Consider the following 21,023-nt stretch of genomic DNA (forward strand, 5'->3'; position numbering starts at 1 on the left):
CACCAGCGAACGAAAGAATCCAACGGGGTTCGGAAAAACGGAAAAGCGTGACGCGCGCTTTCCGAAAACAACAGGAACAGCGCAGACCACGTGTTACGGATACACGGTCCGCCCCGGGCGAGCGAGGTAGGTGTGACCAGATCTGGGGTGCCGGATTGCAGAGCGGATTCCTCCCCGTCGCCCGTCTCTGCACCCAGCCACAGCAGCGTGTCGCCTACCTGACCACAAGGGAAAACCACCCCACCGCACCTTCACGCTCCTGGAAGGTCGTAAGTGATGTCAAAAACAGACAACGATCGCTCCTCATGCAAGGAAAATGCACCTCACGTCACGCCCGCACCACAAACCGAACCAGAAACCACAGAGGAGAACGAGCACACGACCGGGGCGGACATTCTCGTGGCGGAGCTTGAGGCCTCCGGGATCGACACCGTCTTCGGTATTCCGGGCGGTGCGATACTTCCCGCCTACGATGCCCTTCGGGAGTCCGGGATCCGTCATGTACTCGTGCGGCACGAACAGGGCGCTGGGCACGCCGCCCAGGGATACGCCCGGTCGATCGGGCGCCCAGGCGTCTGCGTCGTCACCTCCGGCCCTGGGGCGACCAACCTGTTGACGCCGCTGGCCGACGCGCACATGGACTCGGTGCCACTGGTCGCCGTCACCGGCCAGGTCCCGCGGGAAAAGATCGGAACCGACGCTTTCCAGGAGGCCGACATATGCGCCAGTGCCGCCCCCTTCACGAAGCACACGATCCAGATCACCTCCGCGGACCGGATTTCCGGAGCCGTCATCGACGCCCTGCGCATCGCTTCCACGGGACGGCCGGGGCCCGTGCTCCTGGACATCACCAAAGACGCGCTGACCGAGCGCGCCACGCGTGAACAGCAACAGCCTCCCTCCACGAACACCGTGCGCCCCCCGGCTCCGGAACCGGCCGGGCTGGCCGGAGCCGTCTCGCTCATCAGGGAAGCGAACCGCCCCGTGGTGTACGCCGGAGGGGGTGTCCGTACGGCCGGGGCGGAACAGAGCCTGCTCGAGCTTGCCGAGCTGACCGGTATCCCCGTGGTGACCACACTGATGGCTCTCGGCGTGTTCCCCGAGGACCACCGGCTTCACCTGGGGATGCCCGGCATGCACGGCACCGTCACCGCCGTCGGCGCGCTCCAGCAGAGCGACCTTCTCCTCGCGGTCGGCGCCAGGTTCGACGATAGGGTGACCGGGGAACTGGCCTCGTTCGCACCCCACGCACGCCTGGTGCACATCGACATCGACCCCGCCGAGATCGGCAAGAACCGAAAGGCCGACGTCGGGATCACGGCGGATGCCGACACCGCTCTCCGGGAACTCACAGCACGGCTACGCACCCGGGAAACCCCCGACCTCACCCCCTGGTGGCGAACGTTGGAACGCTACCGGGCCCGCTATCCGCTCGGCTACACCCCTCCTCCGGACGGAAGGGTCGCGGCCCAGTACGTGATGGAACGCCTCAGCGCCCTCCGCGACGCGGACACGGTGTTCACGGCCGGTGTGGGACAGCACCAGATGTGGGCCGCCCAGTTCATGACGCACACCAGTCCCACGGATTTCGCCACCTCGAGCGGGCTCGGGACGATGGGCTTCGCCGTCCCGGCCGCTCTGGGAGCGAAAGCCGCGCGCCCCCGGAGCACCGTGTGGGCGATCGACGGTGACGGGTCCTTCCAGATGACCGGCCAGGAGCTGGCCACGTGCCTCACCGAGCGCCTCCCCGTCAAGGTCGCGCTGATCAACAACGGAAGCCTGGGCATGGTCCGCCAGTGGCAGAACCTGTTCTACGACCAGCGCTACTCCCACACCGACCTCGGCACCCACCACAGTGTCCCGGACTTCGTCCGGATGGCCCAGGCACTGGGGTGCGCGGCCTGGCGCTGCGAATACCAGAGCGACGTCGACGCCGCTCTCGCACACGCGTCGCGAATCGACGACCGGCCCGTCGTCATCGAGTTCGTCGTTCCCGCCGACGCCATGGTGTGGCCCATGGTCCCGGCCGGGACCAGCAACGACGCCATCATGGCCGCCCGTTCCATGGCTCCGGTCTGGGAACCGGTCTCGGAGGACGCCGAGGAACCGCGGGACCGGAGTTCCTCTCCCCCCGAGACGCCCTCTGAACACACCGTCAGGATCACGGCCCACACACCGCACTCCCTGCTGCCACAGCTGGTCGCCGTCCTTCGGCGTTTCCCCACCCTTGCCGTCCGTCACCTGCGGACAACAACCGCGGCCGGCGGCGAGACGACGGTCACCCTCGGCGTCTCCGGTGCCGAGAGCCCCCTACGTCTCCTGGCCGAACGTCTCGCTCACCTCGTCGAGGTGGCGGACGTGACCGTCGTCGACTGACACAGCGGCCGCTACGGCCACAGGCGCGCACCCGCGTCCCGTACTCCCACGCACCATCCGATGGAAGGAGAGTGCTGCACCATGTCCCAACCGGAGTCAATGACGGCTCTCGTACTCGGCCACAACGACGTGTCTCTGGAACGCCGACCCGTGCCGGTACCCGGGCCGAACGACGCGGTGATCCGCACTAGCGCCTCCATGATGTGCATGTCCGACGTGCACACTCTCAGCGGCGCCATGGCCCTACCCCTGGGGCGGATTCTCGGCCACGAGAGTGTGGGCCGCGTCCATCGTCTGGGCGAGGCCGTCACCGGGTTCCGCGAGGGCGAACGCGTCGGTGCCAGCGCCATCACCCCCTGCGGCCAGTGCGCCTACTGCCAGTCCGACGCCCCGCAACAGTGCGGGGGCGGGGTGGGCGGGTGGAAGTTCACCGCCCAGCAGGACGGCTCCCTCGCCGAGTACTTCCTCGTGCCGGACGCCCGCTACAACCTCGCTCGGATACCCGACACGATCACCGACGAGCAGGCTCTCTACGCTACGGACTCCCTCAACACCGGTATCGCCGCCGCCGAACAGGCCGCCATCCGGCCCGGTGGAACCGTCGCCGTCTTCGCCCAGGGAGCCGTTGGCCTGTCCGCGACCATCGGCGCGCGCCTGCTGGGAGCCGGCCTCGTCCTTACCACGGCGACCCGGAACGAACGGGCGCGGCTCTCCCGCCTCTTCGGGGCCGATCACGTCATCAACCCCTACGAGGAGGACGCCGTCAACAGCATCCGGGACGTCGTCGGCGAGGACGGGGTGGACAGCGCCGTAGAAGCCCTGGGAACCCACGAGACGTTCGAGCAGTGCGTACGCGTCACCAAAGCGTCAGGGACCGTCGTGAACGCCGGGTACCAGGGGTGGAAGAGTACCGCCCCTCTCCCCGTCCCCATCGTCGCCTTCGGTTTCGGCCTCGGTGGGAAGAGTATCCGGTCCGTACTGTGCCCCGGGGGCGGCGAGCGTCTGACCCGGCTTTTCCGCCTGATCGGTAACGGGCGTATCGACCCCACCCCCATGACCAGTCACCGCTTCCGCTTCTCCGAAGCCGACAGAGCCTTCCGGACACTCGCCAACCGCGAGGACGGCATCCTCAAACCACTCATCACCTACTGAACCGGTCGCACACGGCGAGGCCCGATCCGTTCTCTGGTCCCGTCATGGCCAGCGTCCCGCAAGCGAACACCACACGAGCACCACGACACGTGAGGTTTACCGGATATGAGCATCACAGCGGGTGTCCTGGGAACCGGTTACTCCCTTCCGCCACAGGTCCGCCGCAATGACGACCCCGTGTACCAGGCCCTCAACACCCAGAGGAACGCGCAGGGTGTCATCGAGTCCGCGGTGTTCCGGGGGCTCGACCGTCGCCGGTTCCTCGCGCCCGGCGAGCGCATAGAGACCCATGTGGTCACCGCCGCCCAACGGGCTCTCGACCAGGCGAACACCGCCACGACGGACGTCGACCGGCTCTACGGGTACGTCACCGTCCCGGAGTACGCCACTCCCAACACCCTGTACCACGTGCACCACCTACTCAGCCTTCCCAGTGACGCCATGGTCGTGCCGGTCAACAGTGAGTACAGCAACTTCCTTCTCGGGCTCGCCCACGCCGCCGAAGCCGTCGAGTCCGGCCGCGCCGACAACAGCCTGGTCGCGTGCGGCACCGACTGGAGCCGCCACATGGACTACACCAAGGGCCACGCGGTGAGTATCGGCGACGGCGCCGGAGCCGCGCTCGTCGGTCCCGCCGACCGCTTCGTCATGATCGACCACGCCACTCGTACGCTGAGCAGCCAGTACCACGGGCTTAACCTCAGACACAGGCCTCTGCAGCTCAACGGCCTGTCCTTCCTCCCCCTCGATCCCGAGACGAACCTGCCGTCGATGACGTACGAGATGACGCAGACGGGGGTGGAGGACCTCGCCGGCGTGATCAAGGACGGTGTGCCGACCCTGGTGAACGAACTCCTCACCCGCAACAACATCCCCGCCGGGAGCATCACCCTCATGACCCACCAGGGCTCCCGCATCCTGATGGACCACTGGGAGGAACGCATCGCACCCGGCTGCTACCTCGACACACTCGCCGAGTACGGCAACATGACCGCCGCCACCTACCCGGTCAACCTGGCGCACCACTTCCGGTCCATCACCACCGACCACGTGGTCATCGTCGCCGTGGGATGCGGCCTGCACCTCACGGCGGTGGTGCTGCGAACGTGAGACCCACCGTCTCGGGACACGGCACCGGCCCCGTCCGGACCGGCACGGGCTGGTGCGGGGCCGGCCCGCCGCACAGCCCAGCGCTACGGGCGGGGGCGGAGAGGGATGCCGACTGGTACCGCCGGGACGCCGGACGGCCCCTCCCCCGCCGCCCCGGCCGAATACGGTCCCGTTCCCGTGTTCACCCCTGGGCGCCTCCGTTCACGGGCCGCTGTCCGGGAGCGTGTGCTCAGGCCCGGGCGAGGACGACACTGGCCGCGGTGTGGGAATGGATCCCCCCGGTGTCGTCCGTCGAGCTGGCGAGGTGAGCGCCCACCAGTGCCCGGAGCGCGCGCTGGAGCGCGGGTTCCAGGGCCGCGACCTCCGAGCGCACGGCGGAGAAGTCATAGACGCGACACACGTCCTCCGCCCCTCCCGGGAATGCCGTCGGCAGGCTCACCTCCTCAACGCTGACGCTCCCGAAACCGGCCTGCGTCACCAACCGCACGACCTCGTCCGATCCGACCGACCAGGGTTCACCGAACCTCTCTGCGGCGTCCTCCCCCAGGATCTCGGCGACAGCGCTGTGGAGAGCGTTGAACAGCGGGTTGCGCTCCAGGCCGAGCCAGGTGACGACCCCGATGCGCCCTCCCCTCCGCAGTACCCGCCGCATCTCGGACAGGGCGGCGCCACGGTCCGGGACGAACTGCAGGACCTGCTGCACCGTGGCCACGTCGAAAACGCCGTCCGGCAGCTCGAGTGGGGCCGCACCGCACTCGACGTACCGGACGGGCGCACCGTCCGGTCGCGGTTTCTCGGCGGCGAGCGTGAGCATCGCCTTGCTGATGTCGGTGCCCACCACCGACCCCGTGGGCCCCACGGCGGAGGCCATGATCCGGGCGACGCTTCCCGGCCCGGTACCGACGTCGAGAACGTCCTCTCCCTCCTCCGGAGCGAGACGGCCGGCGAGCAGGCATCCCCAGGGATGGAACACCGAGGGCACCAGAACGTCCTGGTAGGGACGCACCTCACTCGTGTCGACGTCCGCGAACGCGGCGCCCCACTCCGAGTCCATGGTCGCCTCCGTGCGCGTGTCCCCGCTCCCCGCCGGTGGCGACGGGCGGGGAACCAGCTCCCGCAGTTCGTTTACCAGCGCGTCGATGTCGGAGGTGCTGTTGTAGAAGTAGAGGGACGCCCGGACGGTGGAGGACTCTCCGAACCGGGAGCACGCCAGCTGCGCGCAGTGGTGCCCTGCCCGGAGAGCGATCCCGGCGTCGTCCAGTCTCGTCCGCAGCGTCCGGGAGTCCACCCCGTCGAGCACGAAGGACACCACGGGTGTGCGGTCGGTTCTCGACTCCGAGCCGATGAAGCGCAGGCCGGGTATCCCGGACAGACTGTCGAGCGTGTGGTCCAGCAGTTCCCGGTCCCGGGCGGCGATGCTGTCGATGCCGACGCGCTGGAGGTACTCGACGGCGGCACCGAGCCCCACCACCTGGGCGATCGGCGGCGTTCCGGCCTCGAACTTGGACGGCGGGGGCGAGAGGCGCATGTCCTCCTTGCTGACCCACTCGACCATCTCGCCACCGCTCAGGAACGTCGGAAGCGCCTCGAGCAGGTGCCCGCGGCCCCAGAGCACGCCGATCCCGGTCGGGCCGCACATCTTGTGCCCGGAGAAAGCGACGAAGTCCGCGCCGAGCGACCGCACATCCAATCCCACATGGGGCGCGGACTGGGCGGCGTCGACGACGAGGAGCGCCCCGACCTCGGCGGCCCGGGCGGCGACCGGTTCGATCGGGTTGATCGTGCCGAGGACGTTCGACGCTTGAGTCACCGCCACGACCTTCGTCTCCGGCGGGATGGCCTCCCGCAGGTCCGACAGGTCGAGCCGTGCGTCGTCGGTGATTCCGAGGTAACCGATGTCAGCCCCCGTGCGCTGGGCCAGTACGCGCCACGGGATGAGGTTGGAGTGGTGCTCCATCTCAGTGACGACGATCCTGTCGCCCCGTCCCACTCCGTGGGGGGCGTCGGCCCAGGCCAGGGTATGGGCGAGGAGGTTCAACGCCTCGGTGGTGTTCTTGGTGAACACCACCTCGTCCCGGCTGTGGGCCCCGATGAACGCGGCGACCGTGTCCCGGGCTCCCTCATAGCGGTCCGTCGCCTCCCGGGCCAGCGTGTACGGCCCCCGATGCACGTTGGCGTTCCCGGAGGCGTAGAAGTTCGTCATGGCGTCGATCACCGACCGCGGTTTCTGCGTGGTCGAGGCATTGTCCAGGTAGGCGATCGTTCCGCTCCCCCGATCCGATCTGAGCAGGGGGAAATCCTCACGCACGGCTTCCGGATCCAGCATTTCTCCTCCAGAGAGACTGCCCCTTCCACCTCCATTGTCCAGCTGGAATATCAGGAGCAACCAAAATTTATTGGTGCTGCGGATACACACTCCGATGGTGCGAAAAATCTTGTACGCATTGTGTGAGGATTTCTCCTGACCGGTCGCGGGGATGGGGCATCGGGGATCGGATCATTGGATGAGCACCACGCCACCGGAGAGAGCCAAGCGACAGGAGTTGACGATGGTACAGCTGCCATCAGGGAAAAGGATCGAGCATCTCCGGCGAAGCCAGGGACTGCCCAGGAGAGTTCTCGCGGAGCGCGTCGGACGCAGCGAAGAATGGCTGCGTCAGATCGAGCGGGGGAAACGGGAGCTCGACAGTATCTCGGTACTGACGAGGCTCGCCGAGATACTTCCCTTCGACAACATTTCCCAGGTCGTTGGCCCCGTTTCCGAAGCGGCACCACAGCGGGGGTCCGGCTCCTGGGCCACGGAGATCATCTTTCCGCCCTCCGACCAGCCCGGTGAGAACCCCATGACGGACAACGCTCTGCACACTGCCTGGGACGCCTGGCAGTTCTCTCCGAACCGGTACACGAACACGCGTAAGGCGCTGTCCGGCCTGCTCGGCTCGGCCGGAAGCGGCACAGCCGAGAACATGGCGGAGTCCTATCGCCTCATGTCCTCCGTGCTCCGGCACGAAGGGGCTGGGGATCTCGCTCTCCTGACGGCCGAGATGGCGTGCGAACAGGCACGAACGACGCGCCAGCCGCTTCTGGTCGCCGCGGCGCGGGGAAGCCTGGCGGAGGCTCTCGGCTCGGCCGGGCGGTCGCGAGAGGCGCGGACCGTCGCCCGCTCGACGGTCGACCTACTGAACGACGTGGACGAGAAGGATGCGGTGCGGCTCTCGGTGGTGGGAACGGCGCACCTGACGGCGGCGCTGGCCGCGGCTGCCGAGGGGGACCACAACGGTGCCGAGGCCCTCGCGGACCAGGCCTCCGCCGTCGCGGACCTCATCGGCGAGGAACGGAACGACCTGAGGACGTCGTTCGGGCCGCTGGATGTCAGCGCCCACGCGGTACGTATCGACGTGCGCCTCGGCAGGTACCGGCGAGCTCTGAGGACAGCGGACCGGACCGACATCCACAGGATGTTCTCGCGGGAGCGCCGAGCGCGGCACTTCATCGCCGTCGCCGCCGCCTACTCGTTCGAACGGGACGCGCCGGGCGGGGTGTTCGCGCTGTGCAGAGCAGAGGAGGCGTGCCCCGAGGAGCTCCGGTTCCACCCGCACGTCCCCGCCATCCTCGAACGGTTGATGGAACTCGAGTGCGCCACGGTCCGACCCGAGCTTCTGCGGATCGCCCGGCGGAGCCGGGCGGACACGTGAACCGCTCCCCTCTGTGGGCGGTACGATCACCGCGGCCATCGGGACACGCTCGTACGACCGGACGGGTAGCGGCTCGTTTCTCGGGTGCACACCCGGACCGGCCGTCTGGCCCGCGCGTAGGAGAGCACGGAACGCCTCCGGTCCCGGCGCTGCGGTCGCACCGAGCGCCGCACCGGGCAACCGGCCCGGTGTTTCCCGGCCGGTTGCCCGGCTCACCGGACGGACACGCCTCCCGCCGGGACACACGCCTTCGGCCGGAACCTCGGGCAGCGCCCACGTGCACACCGGCAGGGTACGGAACGCCCCGTAGGGCCAGGGGTGGTGTCAATGGCCCATACCGAACCCCCCCGTCCACGGGGAGGACGGCTCCGGTGACGGCTCGGGCCGATTCTGTGGTGAGAAAAGCGACCACCTGCGCAACCTCGTCGGCCTCCACGAACCTCCGCTGTGGCACGCGGTCCAGTAACCGCTCGCGCTGCCGGTCGGAGAGGTCCTCCGTCATCGCTGTCCGCACGGGCCCGGGAGCGACCACGTTGACCGTGATGTTCCGGGCACCGATCTCACGGGTGAGGGAACGTGCCATACCGAGCAGGCCCGACTTGGCCGCGGCGTAGTTGACCTGGCCGGCGCTCCCCGCGAGGGCAACGGCCGAGGAGACGAGAACGATCCTGCCGTACCCGGAGCGCAGCATCCCGGGGAGCGCGCGGCGTACCGTGTGGAACACCCCGGTCAGGTCGGTCTCGACGACGTCAGTGAAATCCTCTGGTGTCATCCGTGTGAGGAGCTGGTCACGCCGTATCCCCGCGTTGGCGACCAGTACCTCCACCGGCCCGTGCCGCTCCTCGGCGCGCTGGAACGCCGTGTCGACACAACCGGGATCGCCCACCTCGCAGGAGAGCGTCAGCATCCCCATGCGCGGTGGTGGGTCGCTGCGACAGGTCACCGCCACGCCGTGTCCGGTCTCCTCCAGCGTACGGGCCACGGCCAGGCCGATTCCCCGCGTGCCTCCGGTCACGAGAGCGGACCTGCTGCGTACGGGCTCCATGCCGTTCTCCTAAGGCAGACGCGCGACCTGAGCGGCCCAGGTGATACCGACCCCGAACCCCAGGAGCAGCGCCAGCTCGCCCGATCCGGCCCGTCCCGAGGACACGAGATCCTCCAGGGCCAACGGGATGGAGGCGGCCGAGGTGTTGCCGTCCGCCGCGATGGAGCGGGCCACGGTGACGTGGTCGGGGAGGTCCAACTCGCCGACGAACCGGTTGGTGAGCCGACCGTTCGCCTGGTGGGGAACGAAAGCGCTGATGTCGCTCCACGTCAGGTCCGCCAGTGAGAGGGCCTGCCGGGCGATCGGCACCATTCTCGACCCGAACCAGCGGGCGAGTGCGGGGCCGTCCATGCGCACGTGTGAGGGGGTGTGCCCGTCAAAACGTCGCGTGGGGTCCGGGGACAGGACGAAGAGTTCCTCCGCTGTTCCGTCGGACCCCCAGGCCACAGGGCCGAATCCGGGTTCGGCGGCCGCGCTCACCACCGCCGCTCCGGCTCCGTCCGCGAAGATGCTCGCCGTGTTGCGGTCGGTGGGGTCGATGACGTCCACCATCCGTTCCACCGCGACGACCAGGACGTTGGTCGCGCTTCCCGAGGCGATGTGCCCCACGGCGCTGGTGAGCCCCATGCCGAAACCCGCGCACGCCGCGTTGATGTCGTAGGCGCCGGCCCGGTCCGCTCCCAGCTCCCGCGCGATCGCCGGGGCGAGGGCCGGGATCTGGCGCGTGTTGGTCATGGTGGCCAGAATCAGGCAGTCGATCTCCGCGGCGCCGATGCCACGGTTGCCGAGAGCCTCGCGTGCGGCCGAGGTGCCCATACCCACGAGGGATTCGGAGGTATCGGCCTGGTGGCGGGAGGCGATGCCGGTCCGCTGCTCGATCCAGTCGGGGGCCACGCCGAGACGGGGAGCCAGCTCGGCGTTGTGTACGACCCGGGAGGGCCGGTAGGAGCCGAGAGCGGTGATGGCGCAGGGGTGCCCAGCCGCGGGCCGCCGGATGGTGGGGGCGCGCCCCGGTCCAGTGTCGGGCGTCCTTTCCCTCACTCTTCCCCTCCTCCCGCATGCCGGCGGACGTACTCGAGCGCGAGCCGAGGGGTGCGGAAGTCCTCGAACACCTCGGCCGGAACCGGAACGCCGCAGGACTCAGCGGCGCGTTCGGCCAGTTCGACCAGAGCCAGGGAGTCCACGTCGAGTTCCAGGAACGACGTGTCCAGGTCCTGTTCGGTTATTTCTATCTCCACTCCGTCGCAACTGTTGGCGATACGGTTCAATCCGGTCAGGGTGAGCTTATCCATGGAACTGCAACCTCTCTGCGCTACTCTCGCTCAGTGCTCGCACGGTCGCGTTTTATGTGCTCGACCATTCTCGTGAGCGTTTTCTCCGCTCCGATCTCGTCGAAATGTATTCCTTCCTCGAACGAGTGGGGGTCCCCCAGGTTGTCCAGCACCCACTCGACTGACTGTCGCCATAGGACCGGGTTCGTCAGATGCCCGGAGAGATGCTGCCGAAGAAGGGAGGGAATGTGCGGCCGGGCCGTCAGGTTCGCCACTACCGGAGTGTTCCCGGTGAGGAATGCGGTTTCGGAGAGGGACCTGGCGAAAGGGGAAGTGGCATCGGACATGTGGTGGGTGTGAAAGGCGCCGGTGATGGGCAGCCGGGTGGCCAGTTTCGCCCCGGCGTCGAGGAGAACGGTACGGGCCTGTTCGATCTCGGGAGCGGGGCCCGCGAGAACCGACTGGTAACGACTGTTCAGGTTGGCCGGTTCGACCCTGTTCAGCCCCGCACGGTGGAGAACCGACATGGCGCGCTCCAGGTCGACCCCGACAACGGCGAGCATCGAACCGGGCTGCCCCGCGGTCGCTTCCGCCCGCGCACGGACCAGTTCCAGCCCCGTGTCGAAGCTCAGGAAACCGGCGGCCTCGAGAGCGTTGAACTCGCCCAGGCTGTGTCCGAGGAACAGCCGCACGTCGCCGGCGCGCGGATTCTCCAGGCGGTACGTGAGGGCGTTGACGACGTAAACGGCGGGTTGGGCGAAACGCGAGTCCGCCAGTTTTCCCTCCGGGTCGGACTCGCACAACTCGGCGACGGAGTAACCGAGTATCCGGTCCGCCCGCGCCAGGAGGTCCGGGAACTCGCGGAACGCCCTTTTTCCCATTCCCCGGCGCTGCGCGCCCTGTCCGGGGAACATCAGCACCCTGGTGTTATTACGACGGTCAGCTGAGGTGTCCATCACTCCCGGGACTCCAGGTTCGCCAGCATGCCGTGGAAGTAGTCGACGTCCAAGGCGGGTACGGAATTCCTGTCCGTGTGGAACTTCCTGGCCGAATCGGAGGCGGCATGGGTGGTCACACCGTTGCGCGGGCTCGGCAGGAATCCGGGAACGGCCTCGGCGAGCCGGGTCATGGGGTCGTTCCCGCCGTAGTGGGACCGGATCCCGTCCAGCCACCGCGCGAAGGGAACGCTCCGGAGATGAGGTCGACAGGAACGTATCTTCTCGAAGTACGTGTCGAGCGGCATCGGTTCGGGATGGGTCGTGTGGAAGGTCCCGCCTCTGGACCCGTCGGTCCGCGATATGTCGGTGATACACCGCGCCGTGAAGTCAGCGCAGCTCACCGGAAGCATGAATTCGTGCTCGGGCGTCGCTCCCACTCGTAAACTGGCCAGCGTGATCTGCATGAGCCAGTCGGAGGGGCTCAACAACCGGTTGGCGCTGTCACCGAGTATGGCTCCGGGACGGTAGACGGTGGCGGGAAGTCCACGCGCTTGCGCCTGGGAAACGAGCCGCTCCGAGACCCATTTGCTCTCGTAGTAGCCTATGTTCAGCGGGAGCGGAGGGGTCGGGTCCTCCGTGACTACCCCGGTTCCCTCCCCGTAATTCCTCATCATCACACCGAGCGTGGATATGTGGTGCAGAGGGATACTCCGCCGGTGTGTGGCGAACTTCAGCACCTCGAACGTACCGTCCACATTGCTGCCCTTGAGGAAGGGATATCCGACGATGAGGTTCACCCACGCGCCGCAGTGGTAGATGGCGTCGACCGACTCGGCGAGGGAATCGTACTCGCTTTCCGAGAGGCCGAAATTCGGCTTGGCCATGTTCCCCGGAACCACCCTCAGGCGCTCGTGGGGCACCGGGGCGACTCCCCGGTTCTCCAGGGATGCGGCCAGCCGGTCGCGCGCCTCACCCTCGGACCTGCCACGCACGAGGCAGTACAGCACCGCGTCCGTGTCCTGGAGGAGTTCGGCCATGATGTACCCGCCCAGATAGCCCGTACTCCCTGTCAGCAGGATGTTTCCGGGCGGGAAGGCGGGATGGTCCCCCTTGGGAGCGACACTCTCGGGGAGAACGGCGTCCTTCCAGTAGTGGTTGGGACGGCCCTCTTCATGGGACTGTCCCACGTGATCCGTTTCTTGCATAACACCGACCTGTCCAGCAAAGGAGAGGTTGTCGTAGATTGCATGCGGAACAACTGGCACACCGGACCGATCCCCGCCGGCGCATTTGGTTCACAAACCCTGGAGCAGGGTCGCATTCCGATCATACTTACCGAAGCACCCCCTGGAACAAAAACACAAAAAACTTCCTAAAACCCGCACCGCGAAGCAAGACCAAGCAAACGGAAAAGCAACCGTGTGTGCGACATTTCCAATCCCTGAATACACACGGGAAACATGAATTCCCTCGAAGAACGACAGAAACTCCCGCAAGAATTTATGCTTCTTCAACCCAAAACTCGCGGAACGCGTCGCACCCATGCGGTTCTGGATCGAGAGCGGAACCGGTTCCGCAGCCGTACTGCTCTCCCGGCGCGGATCACCACACGAGTGGGTGGGCCGCTGTCGCGACCGTTCCGGCAGGCCCCTTCCGGATCCGGATCCCGAAAAACCGGATGACGCCGGTTCGGGAAGGTATCTACGTTCGTCCGTATGGACGAGGATCTCGACACCGTCGTCGCGGCTGAGCTGGGACTGCTCGACCCCGACGTGCGAGGCGGCGCCGAGGCGGTACGGGCGCTGCTGCACGAGGGCTTCCGGGAGTTCGGAGCGCTGGGCGCGGTGTGGGACCGCCAGTCGGTCACACTGGCGACGGCCACCGACACCGCAGAGCGCATCACCGCCCGCGACCTCCGCCCGGCCCGCCTCGGTCCGGACGCGGTCCTGCTGACCTACACGACCCGGTCGGCACACGCCGCCTCGGTGCTGGACCTCCGTGTGGCTGCGCGACAACGGCACCCGGCAACTGCTCCACCACCGGGGAACACTCCTGCCGGGACCGGGGTGAGCCAGCGTTGGCAGCGGGAGGGCTCCCCGGGCGGGCGCGTCACAGAGCGGCAGCCTCCTCGGCTTCCTCCGTGTGGTCCTCGTTGCGCACGGCCTCGAGGTACTCGGACACGGCGTCCCGGTTGCGGGTCAGGTGCTTGATGCGCTCGGTCATCCGGTCGCGTTCGTGCTCCAGGGTGGCGAGCATCTCCGGTGTCGCGTCGGAGAAGTGGATGACGCGGGGTTTGTCGAGACACGGGAGGATCTGCCGGATGATCCGGGTCGGCAGCCCCGCGTCGAGCAGCCCTCTGATCTGCATGACCCGGTCCACGAACCGCTCGTCGTAGTCCCGGTAGCCGTTCGGGGAGCGCTTGGCGGCGATCAGCCCCTGTTCCTCGTAGTAACGCAGCAGCCGCCGCGATGTCCCGGTGCGCTCCGCCAACTCTCCAATACGCATGTGACCCACCCCACGCGCTCCGTGATTGACCCTCACATCAATGTGAAGGTTCCAATCTATCGCCATGTCGATCAACAGCACACAACAACCACCCGAGAGCCGGGCCGCGAGCCACAGGCTTCCCGTAGCCGCGCTTCTGGCGCTGGCCACCGCCGTGTTCATCACCATCCTGACCGAGACTCTCCCCGCGGGTCTACTGCCCGGAATGAGCGCCGACCTCGACGTCAGTGAGTCCGCCATGGGGCAGGTCGTGACGATCTACGCCCTCGGAACCGCCCTCACCGCGATCCCCCTCGCGTCGGCCACAGCGGGCTGGCCGCGCAAAAGGCTGCTGTTGACCGCGATGGGAGGGTTCGCCGTCGCCAACACGGTCACGGCGCTGTCCACCGACTACCTCCTGATCATGGCGGCGCGCTTCGTCGCCGGGGTCGCCGCGGGGCTCGCCTGGGCGATGCTCGTCGGCTACGCGCGCCGCATGGCACCCGAGCACCTCCAGGGCAGGGCGATCGCGCTCGTCATGGCCGGAATCCCGGTCGCCCTGTCGTTGGGGGTACCGGCGGGGACCTTCATCGGCACGCTCCTCGGCTGGCGGGTGACGTTCGGGCTCATGACCCTGCTCGCCGTCCTCGTGGTCGGGTGGGTCGTCGCGCTGGCCCCGGACTATCCGGGGCAGCGCCCGGAGGGCCGGACCTCGGTCCTGCGCGCTCTGACCATTCCGGGAGTGGTGCCGATCCTGTTCGTCACCCTGGTGTTCGTCCTGGCCCACACCATCCTCTACACCTACATCGCCGCGTTCCTCGGCGGGGCCGGTATGGGAGACGCTGTCGACCTCGTGCTGCTGCTCTTCGGCGCGGCCTCCATCGTGAGCATCTGGGCCGTCGGCGCTCTCATCGACCGCAGGCTGCGGGCCCTCACTATCGCGGGTGTCCTCCTGGTCGCCGTGGCCGCCACGCTCCTGGCGGTCCTGGCCGACTCCCCCGTCCTGGTCTACGTGGCGGTGACGCTGTGGGGCCTGGGCTGGGGAGGTGTTCCCACCCTCCTGCAGACCGCCGCGACCAACACGGGTGGCGACTCCGCCCAAGCCATGCTCGTCACACTGTGGAACGGTGCCATGGCCAGCGGCGGAGTCGCCGGCGGCCTCCTTCTCGACGCGTTCGGGAGCACCGCCCTCCCCTGGAGTGTTCCCGTCCTGCTGGCACCGGTACTGCTCACCGTGCTGGCCGCCCGCGCGCACGGGTTCCCCCGGCCACGCGTCAGCGCAGCCGAATGAGCTCCCATCCCGACGCCCGCGCTGCCGCCGCTCAGGAGATCGCGGCAGCGCGGGCGTCGGGTCGGTGTCCTTCGGCGACCACCGTGGCCGGTGTCCTGGCCCGGAAGGGCTCAGGCGGCCGCCTCGGCGACGGCGGGCTCGCGTTTGCGCCCCGGGTCGCTGGGGTCGTTCAGCACCGTCGACAGCGCCGCGACCGCCAGGTACAGGCAGCTGAAGACCACGGCGACACCACCGCCGCCGACCAGGGGGTAGAACACGGTGACCACCACGGGGCCGACGAAGGCGGCGCCGCCCGCGCCGAGGTTGAGGATCGCCAGCGACGCGCCCTTGTCCTTGTGCTGGACCATCGATGGCATCAGCGCCGACAGCGGGACGAAACCGGCCAGCAGCACCCCGTAGACGCAGCCCAGCGCGAGTGCCACCGCGAAACTCTCGGAGGTGACGGCCGTGAAGTACCACAGCGGTGTGGCGACGGCGCAGCCCACGCACCCGAAGACCATGACCGTGCGGCGCCAGCCGAAGTAGTCGCCGAAGACGCCGAAGAACAGGTTGGCGGCGATGTTGGCCCCGTAGGTGGTCGCGGTCAGCGTGGCGATCTGGGCGACGGTGAGGAAGCCGTCGTTGCCTCCGGCGCTGCCGAAGGTGAACGGGAACATCGCGAAGAAGCCGTATTGCGGCGCGGTGTTGACGACGCGCACCAGCCCGCCGGCCAGGGTGCGGCGGTCGCGCCAGAGGATGTCGATGCCCTCCAGCAGCCGTCGGTAGCTGGTGGGGTTGGCCACCGACGCGTCGGCGATGGGTTTGAGGCCGTTGGGCTCGCGCACCGCGAAGGACCCCAGCGCGCCGCCCACGGCGACCAGCACCAGCGAGAGGATGAGGGTGTCGTACAGGGACATGCCCAGCGGCCCGATGACCAGTGCCGCGACGCCCGCGCCCAGGGTGGGCAGGCCGCCGGTGAAGGCGAACCAGAACCAGCCGGCCACCGAGCCGCGCATGCGCTCGGGGCTGGTGGTCTGGGCCCAGACCAGGAAGGCGAAGGCGAACAACGGGTAGGCGAAGCCGCGGATACCGTAGACGGTGACGATGAACGCGAAGTTCTGGGTGGGGATGGCGGCGAACAGGAAGACCGCCTCGAAGACGACCCACCAGGCCGCGCCCAGCCACATCACCCGGCGCGGCCCCCAGATGGCCGAGAGGGTGCCCGACAGCCAGGAGCCGACCATGACGGCGACCCCGTAGATGGTCACGGTGGCGAAGCTCGCCTGCTCGCCGTCGAGCCCGCCCCCGTCGGGCCGCTCCAGGTAGTCGGTGAGGTAGCTGATCTCCACGCCGTCGCCGATCATGTAGATCAGCACGGCGACGAATCCCCAGAACAGCGGCTTGGGGATGCCGATCCGTTCGATTCCGCGCAGCGGCGGGTCGGGCTCGGCCGGGCTGGAGGGTGGTCGCTGCGGCTGGTGGGAGGTCGCCGTCTCGTCCATGGTCTCTCCTCGCTGGGGTGGGGTTCCGGCCGCGGCGTCCCGCCCCCGCGACCGGGTCCGGCAGCGGGTCGGGGCGCGGGGCACGGGGTCGGGACCTGGACGCAGCGCGCGAGCCGCGGGGCCGCACCGGCCGTGAGGCACCGCACGTGATCCAGGCCTCACCTACATCACAGGAGAGAACATAGTTAGTGTTAAATTAACGCGCAATACGTTATTCAGTTTTCCGTCGGCGCGACGTCCACCGCCGTGCGGTCACGCAGCTCGGCGAGCAGCTCGGGGTCGACGCCGTCGTCGACGATGACGCGGTCGTAGGACTCGACGGACGCGAGGTGGTGCAGCGCGGTGCGCGGCATCTTGCTGGAGTCCATGAGCAGCACCTTGGTCGCGGCGGCGGCGAGCATCGCCCGCTTGACCACGACGATCTCCTGCTCCTGGTGGTAGGTCATCGCCGCGGTCATGGCGGAGGTGCTGATGAAGGCGGTGTCGACGCTGATCGAGGAGATGGCCTCGGTGCAGGGCAGGCCGTTGAAGGAATCGTGGGTGCGCGAGTAGTCGCCGCCCAGCGCTATCAGCCGGACGTCCTTCATGGTGCGCAGCTCGTCGATGGTGCGGCGGTAGTTGGTGACCGCGGTCAGCGGCGACAACGGCTCCAGCAGCGCGGCGAGCTGCAGCGCGGTGGTGGAGTCGTCGAGCATGATCGAGCCGCCCGGTTCCACGTGCTCCACGGCGCGGGAGGCGATCGCGCGCTTCTGCTCGACGCGCGCGTTCAGGCGGTACTCGGCGTCGCTCTCGAAGACCGTGGAGGGCTGGGCGGACACCCCGCCGCGGAACTTGCGCAGCAGGCCGCGCCGCGCGAGCTCGTCGAGGTCGCGGTGCACGGTCATCACACTGACGCCGGTGAGCTCGGCCAGCTCCACGGCCGTGGCCGACCCCTGGCTGGCGACGAACTCGGCGATGGCCTGCTGGCGGGCTTCCTGGGGACGGGCATCACCGCGTCGGGTACTCATGAGACCACTGTCCTCGAACTCCGGATCGCTGGTTGACGGGCGGGCCGCCTCACGCGGCGGCTGGCACTGCCCGTCAGACGGTATCGGAGCCGCCCCGCGCCGTTGGGGATAACACTGGGGCATGGATAAATCACGCGTCCAATGTTAATTTAACGCCATTGATGTCATGAAGGTGGATGAGAGGACGCGATGAGCAACACACTCCACGCGGTGGTGTTCGACCTCGACGGCGTGCTGGTCGAGAGCGACCACCTGTGGGAAGAGATGTGGTCCGACTACGCCGCGCGCCACGGCGCGCGGTGGAGCTCCGAGGACACCGCGACCGTCCAGGGCATGAGCTCCCGCGAGTGGGCGCGCTACCTCAACCGGCTCTCGGGCGCCGCGGAGTCCGACACCGGCACCGAACACGCGGTCGTCGACGGCATGGTCGCGGCCTTCGACCAGGGACGCGTCGAACTGCTCGACGGCGCGCGGGAGAGCGTGGCGGCCGTCAGCGCCCGGGTGCCGGTCGCCCTCGCCTCCTCCGCACCGCGCCGGCTCATCGACGCCGTGCTGCGCGGGCACGGCCTCGCCGACCACTTCACCGCGACCGTCTCCAGCGCCGAGGTCGCCCGCGGCAAACCCCACCCCGACGTCTACCTGGAGGCGGTCGCGCGGCTCGGCTTCCACGGCGGCGACTGCGCCGCCGTGGAGGACTCCTCCAACGGCATGCGGGCCGCCCACGCCGCCGGTATGACGGTGGTCGCGCTGCCGAATCCCGCCCCCGGCTACCGTCCGGCCCCCGACGCGCTGGCGCTGGCCGCGGAGGAGGCCCGCGACCTCGCCGATGTCCGCGAACGGCTGCTGCGGCTCCTCGGCCGCCCCGCCACCCAGGGGAGCAACTGATGTCCGAGGCCACCGACGCCACCACCTTCACGTCCTCCTGGGTGGAGGGCCTGGTCAGCTCCTACTCCCGTCTGGTCGCGCCCGTGCCCGACGCGTACGGCGTGATGAGCGCCCGCTCCCCCGAACCGGGCCGGGTCAGCGTCGTCATCGGCGGAGGCTGCGGCCACTACCCCGCCTTCGCGGGCCTGGTGGGTCCGGGGCTCGCCGACGCGGCCGTCATCGGCGACGTGTTCACCAGCCCCAGCGCCGAACAGGTCCACCGCACCGCGCGCGCCGTGGACGGCGGTGCCGGAGTGCTGTTCGGCTTCGGCAACTACGCCGGCGACGTGATGCACTTCGGCCTCGCCGCGCGGCGGCTCGCCGCCGAGGGCGTCGACTCCCGGACCACCCTGGTCACCGACGACGTCGCCAGCGGCCCCGCCCACGACACCGCCACGCGCCGCGGCGTCGCCGGCGGGTTCCTCGTCTACCGGATCGCCGCCGCCGCGGCCGCCCGCGGCTACGACCTGGACGGTGTCGCCCGGGTGGCGGAGCGCGCCAACGCGATGACCCGCACCTTCGGCGCGGCCTTCGACGGCTGCGCCCTGCCCGGCCAGCGGGAGCCGCTGTTCACCGTGCCGGCGGGCACCATGGAGCTGGGTCTGGGCATCCACGGGGAGGCCGGACTGCGCCGCGTCCCCGCCCAGGACCCCACCGGACTGGCCGACACGCTGGTCGACACCCTGCTGCCCGAACTGCCCGCCGGCACGAGCGGCCGCACGGCGGTGCTGCTCAACGGGCTGGGCCGGACCCCCTACGAGGACCTGTTCATCTGCTACCGCCAGGTGCACCGCCGGCTGGCCGGCGCCGGCCTCACCCCGCACCGCCCCGAGGTGGGCGAGTTCGTCACCTCCCTGGACATGGCCGGGCTGTCGCTGTCACTGCTGGTTCTGGACGACGAGCTCGCCGACCTCTACGACGAGCCGTGCCAGAGCCCCGCCTACACTCTCGCCCCGCAGGCGGCCGCCGCTCCCCCGCCGACCGACGCCGTGCCCGGGCCACGCCCCGCGCACCGTCCCGGCACGACCACCACACCGCACACCGGCGACGGGGCGGCGGGCGGCGTCGCGGCCGAGGCGCTGGCGGCGGCGCTGGCCGCCGTCGAGGCCCGGGAACAGGAGCTGGGCCGGCTCGACGCCGTCGCCGCGGACGGCGACCACGGCCGGGGCATGGTGCGCGGGCTGCGCGCGGCCGTCACCGCCGCCCAGGGGGCCCAGCCCGGGGACACCGCCGCGGCGGTCGGCCAAGCGCTGCTGCTGTCCGGTACGGCACTGGCCGACGCGGCCGGCGGCGCCTCGGGCGCGCTCTACGGCCTGCTGCTCACCGAGATCGGCGGCGGGATCCTGGACGCCGGGGACGCGCCGGTCACCACGGAGCTGCTCGCCCCGGCCGTGGACGCCGCGTTCCACGCCGTGGGAGAGCTCGGCGGCGGCGCCGTCGGAGAGAAGACCATGCTCGACGCGCTCGCGCCCTTCCGGGACGTACTGCTCGGCCACGCGGACGCCGGCACGCCGCTGGCCACCGCCTGGGCCGAGGCGGCGCGGTCGGCCACCTCCGCCGCCCGCGCCACCGCCGACATCCCCGCCAAACGCGGACGCGCCGCCCGCTTGGGCGAACGCGGCCAGGGCCACGCCGACCCCGGCGCCACTTCGCTGGCGCTGATGGCTTCCGCCGTGGCCGGTGTGCTCAACGACCACTGCCCCGCCACCGGTTCCGCACCCGTCCCCGAAAGTCGGTGAACACATGAGGATCGCCGTCGCCGCCGACAGCGCCGGAGTGGCGCTGAAGAACGAACTCCGCGACCTGCTGCGCGAGGACACGCGCACCACCGAGGTCCGCGACCTCGGCGTCCCCGACGCCGACGACGACCGCGCCTACCCCCTGCTGGGGATCGCGGCCGCCGAGGCGGTCGCCGCGGGCGAGGTCGAACGCGCCGTGCTGGTGTGCGGCACCGGCATCGGTATGTGCGTCTCGGCCAACAAGGTCCCCGGGGTGCGCGCCACGGTCGCCCACGACTCCTACTCCGCCGAACGGTCGGTGAAGTCCAACGACTGCCAGGTGCTCACCATGGGAGCGCGGGTCCTCGGCCCCGAACTGGCGAAACGGATCGTCACCGAGTGGGTCGGGCACAGCTTCGACCCCCGCTCGGCCAGCGCCGCCAAGGTCGCCCGCATCAGCGAGTACGAACAGGCCTGAACCACACGGCACTGCCTCCTCCGAGAACCCGGACAACCCCCCGGCAGGGGCTT

Annotated in this window: 16 protein-coding genes and 2 pseudogenes; 9 read left to right on the plus strand and 9 right to left on the minus strand. The window is 69.2% G+C overall.

The features are described 5' to 3' along the window. Positions 1-276 precede the first annotated feature (276 nt). The 3 genes and pseudogenes from FHX37_RS17015 to FHX37_RS17025 form a co-directional block, all read left to right on the plus strand. A pseudogene (locus tag FHX37_RS17015) lies at positions 277-2,097 on the plus strand (acetolactate synthase large subunit); the annotation flags it as partial. Between the two features lie 360 nt (positions 2,098-2,457). After that, positions 2,458-3,528 (plus strand): alcohol dehydrogenase catalytic domain-containing protein, encoded by a 1,071-nt coding sequence (locus FHX37_RS17020; protein WP_211351861.1) that lies wholly within the window; start codon positions 2,458-2,460, stop codon positions 3,526-3,528. Between the two features lie 105 nt (positions 3,529-3,633). After that, a complete protein-coding gene (locus FHX37_RS17025; RefSeq protein WP_141924820.1) occupies positions 3,634-4,638 on the plus strand; it encodes a 3-oxoacyl-ACP synthase III family protein in 1,005 nt (334 codons plus the stop codon). Between the two features lie 229 nt (positions 4,639-4,867). Here FHX37_RS17025 and FHX37_RS24000 read toward each other — a convergent pair whose 3' ends face one another. Further along, on the minus strand, positions 4,868-6,964 hold the full coding sequence (locus tag FHX37_RS24000) for a SufS family cysteine desulfurase (RefSeq protein ID WP_141924821.1): 2,097 nt from the start codon (positions 6,962-6,964) through the stop codon (positions 4,868-4,870). Positions 6,965-7,187: 223 nt separating this feature from the next. Here FHX37_RS24000 and FHX37_RS23710 point away from each other — a divergent pair, with 223 nt between their 5' ends. Beyond that, complete coding sequence (locus tag FHX37_RS23710; protein ID WP_246062331.1) at positions 7,188-8,333, plus strand: helix-turn-helix domain-containing protein; 1,146 nt, start codon at positions 7,188-7,190, stop codon at positions 8,331-8,333. A 324-nt stretch (positions 8,334-8,657) separates the two neighbouring features. On the opposite strand, the pseudogene fabG reads toward FHX37_RS23710, so the two are convergent. The 5 genes and pseudogenes from fabG to FHX37_RS17060 form a co-directional block, all read right to left on the minus strand. After that, positions 8,658-9,378: pseudogene (gene fabG / locus FHX37_RS23715) on the minus strand (3-oxoacyl-ACP reductase FabG). A 9-nt stretch (positions 9,379-9,387) separates the two neighbouring features. Continuing rightward, a complete protein-coding gene (locus FHX37_RS17045) occupies positions 9,388-10,419 on the minus strand; it encodes a beta-ketoacyl-ACP synthase 3 (RefSeq protein ID WP_170181611.1) in 1,032 nt (343 codons plus the stop codon). After that, positions 10,416-10,670 carry an acyl carrier protein gene (locus FHX37_RS17050; RefSeq protein ID WP_141924825.1) on the minus strand — a complete coding sequence of 85 codons (255 nt, stop codon included), beginning with the start codon at positions 10,668-10,670 and terminating at the stop codon, positions 10,416-10,418. Before FHX37_RS17050 ends, FHX37_RS17045 begins: the two co-directional genes overlap by 4 nt. Positions 10,671-10,690: 20 nt before the next feature. Continuing rightward, positions 10,691-11,605 carry an ACP S-malonyltransferase gene (locus tag FHX37_RS17055; RefSeq protein WP_141924826.1) on the minus strand — a complete coding sequence of 305 codons (915 nt, stop codon included), beginning with the start codon at positions 11,603-11,605 and terminating at the stop codon, positions 10,691-10,693. Beyond that, a complete protein-coding gene (locus FHX37_RS17060) occupies positions 11,605-12,774 on the minus strand; it encodes a thioester reductase domain-containing protein (RefSeq protein ID WP_170181612.1) in 1,170 nt (389 codons plus the stop codon). Before FHX37_RS17060 ends, FHX37_RS17055 begins: the two co-directional genes overlap by 1 nt. Before the next feature lie 528 nt (positions 12,775-13,302). On the opposite strand from FHX37_RS17060, the gene FHX37_RS24150 reads away from it, so the two are divergent. Further along, positions 13,303-13,797 carry a DUF4440 domain-containing protein gene (locus tag FHX37_RS24150; protein WP_394344507.1) on the plus strand — a complete coding sequence of 165 codons (495 nt, stop codon included), beginning with the start codon at positions 13,303-13,305 and terminating at the stop codon, positions 13,795-13,797. On the opposite strand, the gene FHX37_RS17070 is transcribed toward FHX37_RS24150, so the two are convergent. After that, positions 13,697-14,092: a MerR family transcriptional regulator gene (locus FHX37_RS17070; protein WP_141924828.1), complete on the minus strand. Its 396-nt coding sequence runs from the start codon at positions 14,090-14,092 to the stop codon at positions 13,697-13,699. The genes FHX37_RS24150 and FHX37_RS17070 overlap by 101 nt on opposite strands. Before the next feature lie 64 nt (positions 14,093-14,156). Here FHX37_RS17070 and FHX37_RS17075 point away from each other — a divergent pair, with 64 nt between their 5' ends. Next, positions 14,157-15,362, plus strand: coding sequence for an MFS transporter (locus FHX37_RS17075; protein WP_141924829.1), 1,206 nt, complete (start codon positions 14,157-14,159; stop codon positions 15,360-15,362). 110 nt (positions 15,363-15,472) lie between these two features. Here FHX37_RS17075 and FHX37_RS17080 read toward each other — a convergent pair whose 3' ends face one another. After that, complete coding sequence (locus FHX37_RS17080) at positions 15,473-16,843, minus strand: MFS transporter (protein WP_141924830.1); 1,371 nt, start codon at positions 16,841-16,843, stop codon at positions 15,473-15,475. A gap of 215 nt (positions 16,844-17,058) precedes the next feature. Then, a complete protein-coding gene (locus FHX37_RS17085) occupies positions 17,059-17,850 on the minus strand; it encodes a DeoR/GlpR family DNA-binding transcription regulator (RefSeq protein ID WP_141924831.1) in 792 nt (263 codons plus the stop codon). Between the two features lie 189 nt (positions 17,851-18,039). Here FHX37_RS17085 and FHX37_RS17090 point away from each other — a divergent pair, with 189 nt between their 5' ends. Genes FHX37_RS17090 through FHX37_RS17100 form a run of 3 tightly spaced genes read left to right on the plus strand, consistent with a single transcriptional unit; the run spans position 18,040 to position 20,970 of the window. Further along, the gene (locus tag FHX37_RS17090; RefSeq protein WP_141924832.1) at positions 18,040-18,735 is read left to right on the plus strand and encodes an HAD family hydrolase; all 696 of its coding nucleotides are present in this window, start codon (positions 18,040-18,042) and stop codon (positions 18,733-18,735) included. Then, the gene (locus FHX37_RS17095) at positions 18,735-20,513 is read left to right on the plus strand and encodes a dihydroxyacetone kinase family protein (protein WP_141924833.1); all 1,779 of its coding nucleotides are present in this window, start codon (positions 18,735-18,737) and stop codon (positions 20,511-20,513) included. Before FHX37_RS17090 ends, FHX37_RS17095 begins: the two co-directional genes overlap by 1 nt. A 4-nt stretch (positions 20,514-20,517) precedes the next feature. Continuing rightward, complete coding sequence (locus FHX37_RS17100) at positions 20,518-20,970, plus strand: ribose-5-phosphate isomerase (protein WP_141924834.1); 453 nt, start codon at positions 20,518-20,520, stop codon at positions 20,968-20,970. Positions 20,971-21,023: the final 53 nt, after the last annotated feature.

It is taken from the genome of Haloactinospora alba (assembly GCF_006717075.1).
Classification (GTDB): Bacteria; Actinomycetota; Actinomycetes; order Streptosporangiales; family Streptosporangiaceae; genus Haloactinospora; species Haloactinospora alba.

Coding starts and splice junctions, on each gene's coding strand:
- FHX37_RS17090 (WP_141924832.1), top strand. CDS start 18,040: ATGAGCAACACACTCCACGCGGTGGTGTTCGACCTCGACGGCGTGCTG.
- FHX37_RS17050 (WP_141924825.1), bottom strand. CDS start 10,670: ATGGATAAGCTCACCCTGACCGGATTGAACCGTATCGCCAACAGTTGC.
- FHX37_RS17075 (WP_141924829.1), top strand. CDS start 14,157: ATGTCGATCAACAGCACACAACAACCACCCGAGAGCCGGGCCGCGAGC.
- FHX37_RS17020 (WP_211351861.1), top strand. CDS start 2,458: ATGTCCCAACCGGAGTCAATGACGGCTCTCGTACTCGGCCACAACGAC.
- FHX37_RS17100 (WP_141924834.1), top strand. CDS start 20,518: ATGAGGATCGCCGTCGCCGCCGACAGCGCCGGAGTGGCGCTGAAGAAC.
- FHX37_RS17085 (WP_141924831.1), bottom strand. CDS start 17,850: ATGAGTACCCGACGCGGTGATGCCCGTCCCCAGGAAGCCCGCCAGCAG.
- FHX37_RS17095 (WP_141924833.1), top strand. CDS start 18,735: ATGTCCGAGGCCACCGACGCCACCACCTTCACGTCCTCCTGGGTGGAG.
- FHX37_RS24150 (WP_394344507.1), top strand. CDS start 13,303: ATGGACGAGGATCTCGACACCGTCGTCGCGGCTGAGCTGGGACTGCTC.
- FHX37_RS23710 (WP_246062331.1), top strand. CDS start 7,188: ATGGTACAGCTGCCATCAGGGAAAAGGATCGAGCATCTCCGGCGAAGC.
- FHX37_RS17080 (WP_141924830.1), bottom strand. CDS start 16,843: ATGGACGAGACGGCGACCTCCCACCAGCCGCAGCGACCACCCTCCAGC.
- FHX37_RS17055 (WP_141924826.1), bottom strand. CDS start 11,605: ATGGACACCTCAGCTGACCGTCGTAATAACACCAGGGTGCTGATGTTC.
- FHX37_RS17070 (WP_141924828.1), bottom strand. CDS start 14,092: ATGCGTATTGGAGAGTTGGCGGAGCGCACCGGGACATCGCGGCGGCTG.
- FHX37_RS24000 (WP_141924821.1), bottom strand. CDS start 6,964: ATGCTGGATCCGGAAGCCGTGCGTGAGGATTTCCCCCTGCTCAGATCG.
- FHX37_RS17025 (WP_141924820.1), top strand. CDS start 3,634: ATGAGCATCACAGCGGGTGTCCTGGGAACCGGTTACTCCCTTCCGCCA.